General features: G+C 53.2%; 10 protein-coding genes. 4 read left to right on the top strand and 6 right to left on the bottom strand.

Annotation, left to right across the window (positions count from 1 at the left end):
- Positions 1-11 precede the first annotated feature (11 nt).
- Positions 12-746: an osmolarity response regulator transcription factor OmpR gene (gene ompR, locus AC8GE9_RS16725; protein WP_506678303.1), complete on the top strand. Its 735-nt coding sequence runs from the start codon at positions 12-14 to the stop codon at positions 744-746.
- Positions 733-2,172, top strand: coding sequence for an ATP-binding protein (locus tag AC8GE9_RS16720; RefSeq protein ID WP_506678302.1), 1,440 nt, complete (start codon positions 733-735; stop codon positions 2,170-2,172). Before ompR ends, AC8GE9_RS16720 begins: the two co-directional genes overlap by 14 nt.
- On the opposite strand, the gene ispF is transcribed toward AC8GE9_RS16720, so the two are convergent.
- Together ispF and ispD are read right to left on the bottom strand one after the other, a co-directional pair.
- The gene (gene ispF, locus AC8GE9_RS16715; RefSeq protein ID WP_506678301.1) at positions 2,173-2,670 is read right to left on the bottom strand and encodes a 2-C-methyl-D-erythritol 2,4-cyclodiphosphate synthase; all 498 of its coding nucleotides are present in this window, start codon (positions 2,668-2,670) and stop codon (positions 2,173-2,175) included.
- The gene (gene ispD, locus AC8GE9_RS16710) at positions 2,667-3,392 is read right to left on the bottom strand and encodes a 2-C-methyl-D-erythritol 4-phosphate cytidylyltransferase (RefSeq protein ID WP_506678300.1); all 726 of its coding nucleotides are present in this window, start codon (positions 3,390-3,392) and stop codon (positions 2,667-2,669) included. The genes ispF and ispD overlap by 4 nt, the downstream gene beginning before the upstream one ends.
- A 109-nt stretch (positions 3,393-3,501) precedes the next feature.
- Here ispD and mfd point away from each other — a divergent pair, with 109 nt between their 5' ends.
- Positions 3,502-6,972: a transcription-repair coupling factor gene (gene mfd, locus AC8GE9_RS16705; RefSeq protein ID WP_506678433.1), complete on the top strand. Its 3,471-nt coding sequence runs from the start codon at positions 3,502-3,504 to the stop codon at positions 6,970-6,972.
- Between the two features lie 67 nt (positions 6,973-7,039).
- The gene (gene serB, locus AC8GE9_RS16700) at positions 7,040-7,897 is read left to right on the top strand and encodes a phosphoserine phosphatase SerB (RefSeq protein ID WP_506678299.1); all 858 of its coding nucleotides are present in this window, start codon (positions 7,040-7,042) and stop codon (positions 7,895-7,897) included.
- Positions 7,898-7,908: 11 nt separating this feature from the next.
- Here the strand turns inward: serB and AC8GE9_RS16695 are convergent, their stop codons facing one another.
- Genes AC8GE9_RS16695 through nuoL form a run of 4 tightly spaced genes read right to left on the bottom strand, consistent with a single transcriptional unit; the run spans position 7,909 to position 13,309 of the window.
- Positions 7,909-8,220, bottom strand: coding sequence for a DUF2818 family protein (locus AC8GE9_RS16695; protein ID WP_028816914.1), 312 nt, complete (start codon positions 8,218-8,220; stop codon positions 7,909-7,911).
- Positions 8,221-8,271: 51 nt separating this feature from the next.
- Complete coding sequence (nuoN, locus tag AC8GE9_RS16690) at positions 8,272-9,759, bottom strand: NADH-quinone oxidoreductase subunit NuoN (RefSeq protein WP_506678298.1); 1,488 nt, start codon at positions 9,757-9,759, stop codon at positions 8,272-8,274.
- Between the two features lie 8 nt (positions 9,760-9,767).
- The gene (locus AC8GE9_RS16685) at positions 9,768-11,270 is read right to left on the bottom strand and encodes an NADH-quinone oxidoreductase subunit M (protein WP_506678297.1); all 1,503 of its coding nucleotides are present in this window, start codon (positions 11,268-11,270) and stop codon (positions 9,768-9,770) included.
- A complete protein-coding gene (gene nuoL, locus AC8GE9_RS16680; protein ID WP_506678296.1) occupies positions 11,267-13,309 on the bottom strand; it encodes an NADH-quinone oxidoreductase subunit L in 2,043 nt (680 codons plus the stop codon). The genes AC8GE9_RS16685 and nuoL overlap by 4 nt, the downstream gene beginning before the upstream one ends.
- Between the last annotated feature and the right edge of the window lies 1 nt (position 13,310).

The following is a 13,310-nucleotide window of genomic DNA, read 5'->3' as shown; positions in this document are numbered from 1 at the left end:
CATTTTTGCCTATGAATACTTTAAATACCCATTGCATACGAAAAATTCTTGTTGTTGACGATGACCCTAGACTAAGAGACTTGTTGCGCAGATATCTCACTGAGCAAGGCTTTCATGTGCTCACAGCCGAAGACGCCAGAGAGATGAACAAAATCTGGCAGCGCGAGTACGTTGATTTACTCGTTCTAGACCTGATGTTACCGGGCGAGGACGGTCTGTCCGTATGCCGTCGCTTGCGCGCCACTCTGGATAAAACCCCAATCATCATGCTCACAGCTAGAGCCGAAGAGATCGACCGGATCATTGGGCTCGAAATGGGGGCCGACGACTATTTGTCTAAACCGTTCAATCCTCGCGAACTTCTCGCGCGCATCAACGCGGTCCTACGCCGTCGCACCAGCGACGAGCACCCAGGCGCACCCGGGCAAGACAATGAAACGATCAGCTTCGGCCCGTATTCGCTCAACTTGGCGACGCGTTGCCTATCGCGCGATCACCAGATTGTTCCCATCACAACGGGGGAGTTTTCTGTTTTAAAAGTCTTTGCGCGCCACCCCAAGATTCCACTCTCTCGCGACAAGCTCATGGAGCTCGCCCGCGGCCGTGAATACGAAGCCTTTGATCGAAGTCTGGACGTCCAAATATCACGTCTGCGCAAACTCATTGAAATCAACCCGGCAAAGCCTACCTTTATCCAGACTGTCTGGGGTATGGGCTATGTCTTTGTGCCGGATGGGCGAAATTAGCGCCTTCAGGCAACAGCTTCGTCAGTTGCTTGTGCAATCCTTGAAACATTGGACTGTTGCCATACGACAAGGCTGTGCGTGGTTCACGCATACGCTCTCGCAAGTCGATCTTTTTACACGCAGTTTTTTACTGCTTTCAACGCTGATGCTTGCCAGTTTAGGCGCCTGGGTACTGATATTTTTTAGTCTTGAAATGGGACCGCGCGCGGCGCAGATGAGCCAGCGCATCGCAACCTCGGTCACCCTGACGCTCTCAACGCTTGCTTACACGCCAGAAGCGGATCGTCTCACGCTCTTGCGGACCTTGTCTCTTCGCGAAGGGCTGGACGTTGCCGCGCGCAGGGGTCTAGATGTCATCGAACCGCTCCCTCCAGGCAGATATTGGCAGCGCGTCGCCAAGCTCGTGCGTGCACAACTTGGCGAAGAAACAATGCTTGCTTGGTCCGTCAATGATGTTCCTGGGTTTTGGGTCAGCTTTCGTCTCGATAATGAAAAATACTGGCTTTCTTTTGAGCGCCACGAAATCAGACTGACAGGCGGCATTGAGTGGCTGAGCTGGGGTGCGGCGGCGCTCTTGTTGTCTCTCCTCGGCGCGGCCATTGGCGTGTCCTATATCAATCGTCCACTCTCGCGCCTAGCGCGTTCGGTACAGCTTCTCTCAAAAGGGGTCTCTCCACCTGCTTTGCCCGAAACCGGGGCACGCGAACTGCGTACACTTAACAGCAGCTTCAATAGAATGGCGCGCGAACTCCACCAAACCAACGCCGACCGGGCATTAATGTTGGCCGGCATCTCCCATGACCTGCGCACACCCTTGACCCGTATGCGCTTGGAGGTCGAATTAAGCGCCATGAACGAAGCGGGCAAGATCGCCATTGATCAGGATTTGGCTCAAATTGATCATTCGCTGGCTCAACTGATGGACTATGCACGCCCCGCAAATCTTGAGTCACCTCGCACCACCAATATTTCGACTCTGCTGACCGAGCTCACTGACCGAGAGCGTTGCCTCACCAAGCATGTTGGCGGCACGCTCAAGACCACTATCCAAGCGGGCATCCGAGCGCGCGTTTCCGCCACGGACTTAAGACGTATTTTGACGAACCTGATCGAAAACGCACGACGTTATGGACATAAGGATGACGAGCCCCCTGAGCTCGTTGTCGCCCTCGAAGGAAGTAGTCATTCCTTCAAAATCAAAATCTCGGATCGAGGACCAGGCATTTCCGTTCGCGACATCGCACGTGTGCGCAAGCCGTTTTGGAGAGGCAATATGGCGCGCACGGGCGCCTCTGGCACAGGATTAGGACTTGCGATTGTTGATCGCCTATTGCAACACATGGAGGGCGAACTCAGCTTTTACGCAAGAACGGGAGGAGGCCTGACCGCTCAAGTTGAAATTTTTACCGCGTATAGCGATGGTTAGTTACGATGGTGAGTGCTTGCGCAATAAAACTACAGCGTTCGCCGCAATACCTTCTTGACGGCCCAGGTGTCCAAGACCTTCGTTGGTTTTTGCTTTGATATTGACCTCGGTGGGTGAAACACCTAAATCGCTTGCGATATTGGCGACCATGGCTGCGCAATGGGGTCCGATTTTTGGCGCCTGCGCGTGAATCGTTGCATCCAGATTGACCAACTGCCACCCAGAGGCCTTTACGCGACGATAGGCTTCGCGCAACAACACACGGCTATCGGCGCCTTTAAATTGAGGATCTGTATCAGGAAACAAGCGTCCGATATCGCCGAGCCCAGCCGCACCGAGCAGGGCATCTGTCATCGCATGCAATAAAGCATCCGCGTCGGAGTGCCCCAGCAAACCATGGGTGTGCGCAATCGTCACACCACCCAGAATCAAGGGGCGCCCCTCGACCAGCGCGTGCACATCAAAACCCTGACCAATCCGCAAGGCAAAATCACTCATAGCCACGACTCCACCCATTTAAAGTCTTCGGGCCAGGTGATTTTACTGTTTCGACCTGATCCCCGCACCAAAATCGGTGCATAGCCCATTGCCTCCATGGCCTGAGCTTCATCTGTTGGAGCCTGCGCTTCCAAAGGCGTGTTCATTGCCCGTGTGAGGGCTTGGAGCAACAAACCCGCGCGAAACATCTGCGGCGTTTGGGCCTGCCAGAGCCCTTCGCGAGGCACTGTACGGGCAACCTGTGCCGTTTGTGGCTGTGCCATTTTGAGAGTGTCGGCCGCCGGCATCGCCAGCAATCCACCGACACCGTCCGCCAGGCAGGCATCAATCAGGCGCGCCAAGGCCTCTAGAGGCAAACCTGGGCGCGCAGCGTCATGCACCAAGACCCAGTCCTCAGTAGCCAACTGAGCCTCGTTTAACGCATTTAAAACGGTTTGCGCGCGCGTGGTGCCGCCACAAGGCGAACATTGTGTTCTTGGTAAGCCAGCCAAGACAGTCTGAGCTTCATTGTCGCCGGGCGCTACGGCAACCCGGACTTCTTGAATCCTTGGGTCCGCCAACAGAGCTTGAACCGAGTGTCTAAGCATCGCTTGCCCAGCCAACAGGCGATATTGTTTGGGTGTTTGTACTTGATCAGCACTGAGCGCGCGCGCGCCAATACCCGCCGCAGGAACGATGGCGACGATGCGAAAAGGAACATCAAAAGGGGGCTTAGGAGGCATCATATGCGCTTGATTTTATAATCAATGTTTTAGTCGGTGTTATAAACACCGCCCCGTCGCGCATTACTTGCGCTTTTTCATGCGCGATCACTCCTGCGATTCACTGTCAATGTCGGCTGCTTCTCCTTCTGTTTCTACCCTGCTCGCCTCGCTCAAGCCCGGTCTGCGCTTTGCTCAACCCACTCCCGCCGGCTCCGGCGACGCATGGCTCTTGACCGAACTTGCCCGCGCAAGTGGCAAGACGCTTGTCATACTGACGGCTGAGCCGCTCGAGGCGCAGCGCTTGGCCGAGGAAATTCCGATCTTTGCCCCGACCCTGAGGGTCCGTCCCTTGCCGGACTGGGAAACACTGCCTTATGACAGCTTTTCCCCACACCAGGATTTAATTTCTGAGCGCCTGCGCACGCTGCACGCTTTGATGCTCGGCGAAGTCGACATCCTGACCGTTCCCATTACCACGGCACTGTATCGCCTCTCCCCTCCAAGCTTTCTCGCAGCCTATACGTTTTCCTTTAAACAAAAGGATAAGCTCGACGAAAACGCCCTACGCCAGCAATTGACGCTCGCCAACTATGCACATGTCTCCCAGGTCACTGCTCCGGGCGAATTTTGCGTTCGGGGCAGTCTGATCGACCTCTTCCCCATGGGGTCGGTCGTGCCCTACCGCATTGATTTGTTTGACGACGAGATTGAGTCGATCCGGGCCTTTGATATCGACACACAACGCAGCCTCTACCCCGTCGGCGAAGTCCAGCTCCTGCCTGGGCGCGAATTTCCGATGGACGAAACCGCGCGCAATCATTTTCGGGCGACTTTTCGTGAGGTTTTCGAAGGCGACCCTTCGCGCGCCTTGCCTTATCGCGATATGGGCAATGGAATCCCGTTTGCAGGGGTTGAATACTACCTGCCCCTGTTTTTTGAACAGACCGCCACGCTCTTTGATTATTTAAAAACCGAAACCCTCATCGTGACGCTTGGCGATATCGACGATGCCATGCGACGTTTTACCCAGGACACGGCAACACGCTACAACTTTTTAAAAAGCGATCGAGAGCGTCCAGTTCTTCCCCCAGAGGCGCTGTTTTTACAAAATGAAACTCTGTTCGAGCATCTCAAAGCCTTTCCCAGACTCGCACTCACCGCAGACCATACACACCCTGATTTTGCTGCCGCACCCGATGTAGGGATCTCTAGGCGAGCCGAAGATCCTCTGGCCAAACTTCGCGAACTGCTGACGCGCTCCCCGCGTTCAAGCGACGTCCAAGGCGGCGACCATGCCAGACGCATTGTGTTGTGCACGGACTCCCATGGACGACGTGAAACGATCGTGCAAATGCTGGCAGAGCATGGCCTTGCTCCCGATGCTCAAACTGAGTCAGTCGCACTTTTTCTCGAGGGGGATGCTCACTTTGGCATTACGGTCGCGCCACTGGCGACGGGATTCGCCGTCTCGGCTCAAGGTCTGTTGTTTTTAACCGAAAACGATCTGTACCCGGGCCACGGCGGCACAGCCAGACGAGGCAAACGCGATCAAGAGCGGGCCAGTAACGTCGAAGCGATGGTGCGGGATCTTTCCGAACTTCGCGAGGGCGATCCCGTCGTTCATGCGCAGCACGGTATCGGTCGTTATCACGGCCTGGTCAATCTGGACATGGGCGAAGGCGAGATGGAGTTCCTCTTTCTCGAATACGCTAATAAGACCACCCTCTACGTTCCTGTCTCGCAGCTCCATGTGATCGCACGCTACAGTGGCACCGATTCCGAGTCGGCCCCCCTACATCTGCTGGGCTCCGGCCAATGGGACAAGGCACGACGCAAGGCCGCCCAACAAGTGCGCGACACCGCGGCCGAGTTACTAGACCTCTACGCCAAACGCGCGGCACGCCAAGGCTTTGCCTTCAAACTGCCGCTTTCTGATTACGATTTATTCGCCGAAGGGTTTGGCTTTGACGAGACCGCCGATCAAGCGGCCGCGATCCAATGCGTCATCGAAGACATGACCTCAGGTCGCCCGATGGATCGTTTGGTCTGTGGCGATGTCGGCTTTGGTAAAACCGAAGTCGCCTTGCGCGCGGCTTTCCTCGCCATAGCGAATGGCAAGCAAGTCGCACTGCTCTGCCCCACCACGCTGCTTGCCGAACAACATGCCCAGACATTCGCAGATCGTTTCGCGGACTGGCCCGTCAAGGTCGTCGAACTGTCACGCTTTCGTTCTGCCAAAGAAATCAAAAGTGCGATCGAAGGCATCACGGACGGCACCGTGGATATCGTCATTGGCACCCACAAAATTCTGTCCAAAGATGTACAGTTCAAACGCCTGGGCCTGGTCATCATCGACGAGGAGCACCGCTTTGGAGTGCGACAAAAAGAAGCACTCAAGTCCTTGCGCGCCGAGGTTGATGTATTGACGCTCACCGCGACCCCAATCCCTCGTACCCTGGGGATGTCTCTCGAAGGCATACGTGACTTTTCTGTCATTGCCACCGCACCACAAAAACGCCTCGCGATTAAAACCTTCGTGCGTCGTGAAGACAACAGCACGATGCGCGAAGCGTTACTGCGCGAACTGAAGCGTGGTGGACAGGCGTATTTCTTGCACAACGAAGTTGAAACGATTCATAACCGACGCGCCCGACTCGAAGAACTCGTTCCCGAAGCCCGCATTGCTGTCGCACACGGCCAAATGGGCGAACGCGACCTCGAGCAAGTCATGAAGGGTTTTTATCAAAAACGTTTCAACGTTCTGCTTTGCACCACGATTATTGAAACAGGCATCGATGTCCCGAGCGCCAACACCATTATTATTCACAGGGCCGACCGTTTCGGACTCGCGCAACTACACCAGCTTCGAGGCCGTGTTGGGCGCTCGCATCATCAAGCTTATGCCTATCTGATGACGCCTGGCGAAGACGCAATCACGAAAAACGCCAAGAAACGACTCGAGGCCATCCAGGCTATGGAAGAACTCGGCTCTGGTTTCTTTCTCGCCATGCATGATCTCGAAATTCGCGGCACAGGCGAAGTCCTCGGCGAATCTCAATCTGGCAATATCCAGGAAATTGGTTTCTCAATGTACAACGACATGCTCAACGAGGCGGTACGCGCTTTGAAAGCCGGTGTCGAGCCCGATCTAGATGCCCCTTTTAGCGCAGGCTGCGAAGTCAACCTGCATGCGCCCGCCTTGTTACCAGCCGACTATTGCGGCGATGTGCACGCGCGCCTGTCCATTTACAAGCGTTTGTCGAACACCAAGAACGACGACGACCTCATTGCCATCCAAGAAGAACTGATTGATCGCTTTGGCAAACTTCCTGAGCCCACCCGTACGTTGATTTCAACACATAAACTTAGACTACTGGGTCTGCCACTAGGATTGCAAAAAATCGATGCGAGCGAAACACAAATCGTGCTGCATTTCAAACAAAATACCCCAGTAGATCCGCTTAAACTGATTGAACTCGTTCAAAAACAGCGCCATATTCGCTTTTCAGGACAGGACAAACTACGTATTGAAATTAAAGCGTCCGATGTTACTGAGCGCTTCGACGCAACGCGTGGCATTCTTAGGGCGTTACATTAGAGCGCGAGATAAAAGCGATAGATTTTTATAGCCTCACCTTCATGACCCATCATCCATCACAACTTCTATGACCACTCAAAACCTTGTCATACAGTCGCCAGCCCTCTCTGGGGATTTGATCGAACACGCTGCGGCGATTGCAGAAGCCTCAGGCGTTCAACGTCTCGGTACAACGGCCGCACGCATTTTAGGTGTGAACGGTGAGACCTCTATCCGCGAAGAAGTACGACTCTGGGGCGAACGCGTCAATGTCGATTGCGCCTATGTCGCAGCGGGCGCACGACTGACCGACTGTAAAGTATTGGCGATGGATATGGATTCCACCTTGATCAACATTGAATGCATCGATGAAATCGCTGCCTTTGGTGGTGTCAAAGAGCAAGTTGCCAGCATCACCGAAGCCGCGATGCGCGGAGAGATCAAGGACTTCTCCGAAAGTCTCATTCGTCGCGTCGCCTTTTTAAAAGGTCTGTCTACCGAGGTTTTGCAGGCCGTGTACGAACAAAAACTTCGCTTAAACCCTGGCGCCGAGCTGCTTGTTAAAACTGCACATCAAGCCGGTTTGAAAGTCTTACTCGTTTCTGGTGGTTTTACGTTTTTTACCGAAAAACTTAAAAGCCTCCTTAACCTGGATGCTGCTCACTCTAATGTTCTCGAAGAGAGAGGCGGCACCCTAACGGGTCAGGTCACAGGCAGGATTTTGGATGCGCAAGGCAAGGCCGATACGTTGCAAGCCTTCGCGCATGCGCTCGGCGCCAAGCCTGAGCAAATCATCGCGATCGGCGATGGTGCGAACGACCTCAAAATGCTGGGTTTGGCCGGATATTCGGTCGCATATCGGGCCAAGCCCGTTGTTCGCGCGCAAGCACGCTATGCGCTCAATGTCGCGGGACTCGATGGCGTATTAAATTGGTTTGAGAATTAAGCCTGTCATTCCTAATTGCGCTTGAGCAGATAGCGCAACACAAAGCCAGGAAAGGCCAAGACAACAAATAAACTCAGCGCCGTGACGTAAAACTCCCAGCGCTGATTAAAACTATTGCCAATCATGCGTTCAAACAGCATGCCAAGCAATCCGATGACACCATACCAAACTAAAAACTCAAACACGCGCACCCAAAAAGGCTTGATGCCATTCGCAAATTGTTTGATCGGAAATACGGCAAACAATCTTTCATTAATGAAAGGTAAATTTGCTGCGACACACGCCAAAACAATCAACAACCAGATTGCCGCCGTTTGATTCATCCTTCATGACCTCTTTGGAGACCCACAAGCATGCACAGCATGCCAGGGGCCTCAATAAGAAAGCGTAATGTGCATCACCTGCAGACACAAGGCGATCAGCGCGCCTGGCATCAAACCAAGAATCAGCACCAACAAACCATTGATAAGTAACAACCCGTTTGGCACCAAACCCATCACGGGCACAGGCGTCACCGGTTCAGCAGGATCATCGAAATACACCACCTTGATGACGCGCAAGTAATAAAAGGCACCGATCAGCGAAAACAACACCGCCACCACTGCGAGCCAGAGTCGATCCGACTGCAATAAAGCCTGCAAAATCAGGAGCTTGGCATCAAAGCCCACCAATGGCGGCAATCCGGCCAACGAACACATAAGGATGAGCACCATGGCGGCGAGCCAAGGACTCCGACGGTTCAAACCCTTGAGGTCATTGATGTTTTCACATTCGAAGCCTTCGCGGGACAGATACATCATCAAGCCAAAGCTGGCCAGTGTCGTTAACACATAGGTCATCATGTAAAACAAAGCCGAGCCATAGGCGGACGTATCGGCCTGAATATCACCATCCAGCGACCCAGAGGCCAAGCCAAGCATCACAAAACCCATATGAGCAATGGTCGAATACGCCAACATACGCTTAAGGTTGGTCTGCATAATCGCGGTCAAATTACCAATCGCGAGAGACAACACCGCCAAGATCAGCAGCATGGGTTGCCAATGCACTGCCAAATCAGCGAAGGCCACGATCAGCGTACGCACAACGATTGCAAACACCGCAAGCTTGGGCGCTGCAGCCAACACGAGTGTGACCGCTGTCGGTGCGCCCTGATAGACATCGGGCACCCACATGTGAAAGGGAACAGCGCCTAATTTGAACGCTAATCCAGCCACCAAAAATACAACTCCAAAAGCCAAAGGTAAGAATTCGATTTGACCTGAACCCACTGCATCCGCAATGTTGCGAAGATCCAGATTGCCCGTTGCACCGTACATCATGGACATGCCGTAAAGCATAAAGCCGGATGCTAGCGAACCAAGTACGAAATATTTCATCGCAGCTTCTGTGGACTGCGCATGGTCGCGACGCATAGCCACCAGCGCATATAAAGCGAGCGACATCAGTTCCAGACCCAGATAAATCGTCAGGAAATTACCTGCCGAAATCATCACCATCTGACCGAGCAAGGCAAACAGCACCAAAACGTAAAACTCTCCACCTCGCAAGATATCGCGCGACTGAATGTACTCACGTCCGTAGATGAGCGTCAGCGCTACAGCAATGTAAGAAGCAATTTTAAGAATATGGGCAAACGGATCTGCCACGTAGAGACCGGAGAACGTCTCACCGACCATGCCGGCAGCAAGTTGAAACAAAGAAACGGCAGTCAACACCGCGAGCGTCAGAAGTGACAACCCGTATGCCAGTGTGCGGCGCGGTGCTTGGCTAAACGCATCCAGGATCAGGATGACCATACCCAACACCAGCAAAATAATTTCTGGTGCGGCCAGGGCGAAATCGAATTGGGATTGCATCATGGCGAGGCTTACAGTTTTGAAATAGACACGTGTTGCAACAGGGCTTCAACCGAAACGTGCATCACGTCGGTAAAGGGCTTGGGATAAACACCCATAAAAATCACTGCGATCGCCATGATGCTGAGCATCACGAACTCGCGAGAGGACAAGTCTTGCAATTCTTTAACATGGTCATTCGCAACCTCGCCGAAGGCCACGCGCTTGACCATCCACAGCGAATAGGCCGCACCAAGAATCAACGCCGTCGCAGCTAACAAGCCAATCCAGAAGTTGTATTCCACCGCACCCATGATGACCATGAACTCACCCACGAAACCGCTTGTCGCAGGTAATCCAGCATTCGCCATCGAAAACAAAACAAAGAAAGTGACAAATTTGGGCATGGTATTGACAACGCCACCGTAATCAGCGATCTGTCGACTATGTACCCGGTCATACAGCACACCGATACACAAGAACATCGCGGCTGACACAAAACCGTGGGACACCATCTGAACGATCGCACCCTCAACGCCTGCGGTGTTGAAAATAAACAAACCGAGTGTCACAAAACCCATGTGGGCGATAGACGAGTAAGCCACCAGCTTTTTCATATCGTCTTGCACAAGCGCGACCAGACCGATATAAATCACAGCGATCAAGGACAGGGCAATGATCAAACCCGCCATACTTGCAGCGGCATCGGGCACAATCGGCAAGGACAAGCGAAGGAAACCATAGGCGCCGAGTTTGAGCATGATGGCTGCCAGCACCACCGAACCACCCGTTGGCGCCTCCACGTGGGCATCAGGCAACCAAGTGTGAACAGGCCACATTGGTATCTTGACCGCAAAAGCCGCCAGGAAGGCAAAGAAAATGAAGAGTTGTGGCGTCGACTCCAAAGGCAGCGTGTGCCAAGTCAGGATATCGAACGAACCACCCGAAGCATTCCAGAGATACAGGAAAGCAACCAAGGTCAGCAGCGACCCCATCAAGGTGTACAAGAAAAACTTGAACGCGGCGTAGACACGATTTGGTCCACCCCAAACGCCCACAATGATGTACATCGGAATCAGCGTGGCTTCGAAGAAGATGTAGAACAGCAAACCATCGAGAGCAACAAACACACCAATCATCAGTCCTGACAAAATCAGGAAGGCTGCCATGTATTGCGAGACGCGCGAGGTAATCACCTCCCAGCCGGCTACCACCACAATGATCGTAATAAAGGCCGTCAGCAATACAAACCACAAGGAGATGCCATCAACACCCAAGTGGTAATACACAGCGAAGGCTTCGATCCAGATCGATTTTTCAACAAACTGCATCGCCGCCGTCGAGCTATCAAAACCAAGATATAAAGGGATCGTGACCAGAAAACTGACAATAGCGCCGATCAAAGAAAGACTACGCGTCAAACCAGGACGATCATCCCGACCCAGTGCCAGCACAATCAAACCGCAAACGATCGGAACAAAAATCGAAAGCGTGAGCCAAGGGGTAGAAAAAGAAGCCATCTCGCTCGCCATCATTTGATACCAAAGATAATGTAGGTGATCGCCGCCATCAGGCCGATGATCATCGCGAATGCATAATGGTAGATAAACCCAGTCTGCAAGCGTCGGGTAACTGCCGCAATCGCGCCAACCACCTTTGCCGAACCATTCACCAGCAAACCATCGATCAAACCACGATCGGCACGTTGCCAGAGACCCTGACCCAACACGCGAGAACCACGCGCAATGACTTGCTCATAGAACCAGTCAAAAAAGTACTTGTTTTCCAGAATGCAATTGATGAACTTGAGCTTGCTCTGGATCGCCGCAGGTACTTTCGGATTAATCAAGTAGCAGTACCAGGCCACAACAGCACCCGCGATCATGAGCCAGAACGGGACCGTCACGAAAGCATGCAGACCGTAGGCGAGCCAACCATGCCAGGTTTTAGCAACTGTTGCCATAGCGGGGTGCTGCGCCAACACAACGATCGTGTCTTTGAAGTAACCACCAAAGAGCAGAGCATCGCACAACCATGCTCCGGCAACCACAGAAGGAATCGCCAGTAGAACGAGTGGCAAGGTCACGACCCACGGAGATTCGTGCGGGACACCACCATGATGCCCATGCGCATCGGCGTGATCATCATGACCGTGGGCAGCATGTCCTGCGTGTGCGGCATGGTCATGCCCTCCCGAAGTATCAAAGCGTTCTTTGCCGTGGAACACCAAGAAATAAACTCGGAACGAATACAGGGAAGTCACAAACACACCGATCAAGACTGCATATTGTGCAAAAGTAGAGCCCCAAACTGTCGAAGCCGCAGCCGCTTCGATAATGTGTTCTTTGGAGTAGAAGCCAGAAAAGAAGGGGGTACCGACAAGCGCCAAGGTACCAATCAAGAACGTGATCCACGTAATCGGCATGTACTTGCGCAGACCGCCCATATTGCGGATATCTTGATCATGATGCATCCCGATGATGACCGAGCCCGCCCCCAAGAACAGCAGCGCCTTGAAAAATGCGTGCGTCATGAGGTGGAAAATCGCAACCGAATATGCAGAGGCGCCCAGAGCGACCGTCATATAACCCAACTGCGAGAGCGTGGAATACGCCACGACACGTTTGATATCGTTTTGAATGATGCCCAGGATGCCTAAGAACAGCGCACCAATCGCACCGACGATGATAATCATCGACAAGGCCACATCCGACAGCTCAAACAGTGGTGAAAAGCGTGCCACCATAAAGATACCAGCAGTCACCATGGTCGCCGCGTGAATCAATGCGGAAATCGGTGTAGGACCTTCCATGGAGTCTGGCAACCATGCGTGCAGAGGTACCTGCGCGGACTTACCCATCGCGCCAATGAACAGGCAGATACAAGCCACCGTCAGCAACATCCAGTCCGTGCCAGGCAAGGTGTTCTTTGCTAGATCATCGGCCTGTTTGAAGAGGTCGCCGTAGTGCATCGTGCCAGCATAAGCAAAAAGCAGAGCAATGCCCAAGACAAAACCGAAGTCACCCACTCGATTCACCAAGAAGGCCTTCATGTTTGCGAAAATCGCAGTAGGTTTTGTGTACCAAAAGCCAATCAACAAATAAGACACTAAGCCTACGGCTTCCCAACCGAAGAACAGCTGCACCATATTGTTGGCCATCACCAGCATCAGCATGGAGAAGGTGAACAAAGAAATGTAGGAGAAGAATCTCTGGTAGCCAGGGTCTTCTGACATATAACCGATCGTATAGATATGCACCATGAGCGAGACCGAAGTCACAACCACCATCATGAGTGCTGACAACGGGTCAATCAAAAAGCCGATTTCAAGCTTGGCCTGACCGAGCATCATCCAAGTGTAGACGGTGCCGTCGTAACGCAAACCGTTGAGCACATCCAAGAGCACCAGCACCGAACCCACAGCGGCGAAAGCGACAAGTGCGATGGTGATCATGTGGGAAGTGCGTCGGCCCACTTGACGGCCGAGAAACCCTGTCCCGAACAGACCCGCCAAGACAGCGCCCAGCAAAGGAGCCAGCGCGATGGCTAAATAGAGATTAGGTGAGCTAAACATA

The sequence above is a fragment of the Zwartia lucis genome (assembly GCF_965234455.1).
GTDB lineage: Bacteria > Pseudomonadota > Gammaproteobacteria > Burkholderiales > Burkholderiaceae_B > Zwartia > Zwartia lucis.
This window is presented reverse-complemented; position numbering and strand designations above follow the sequence as displayed.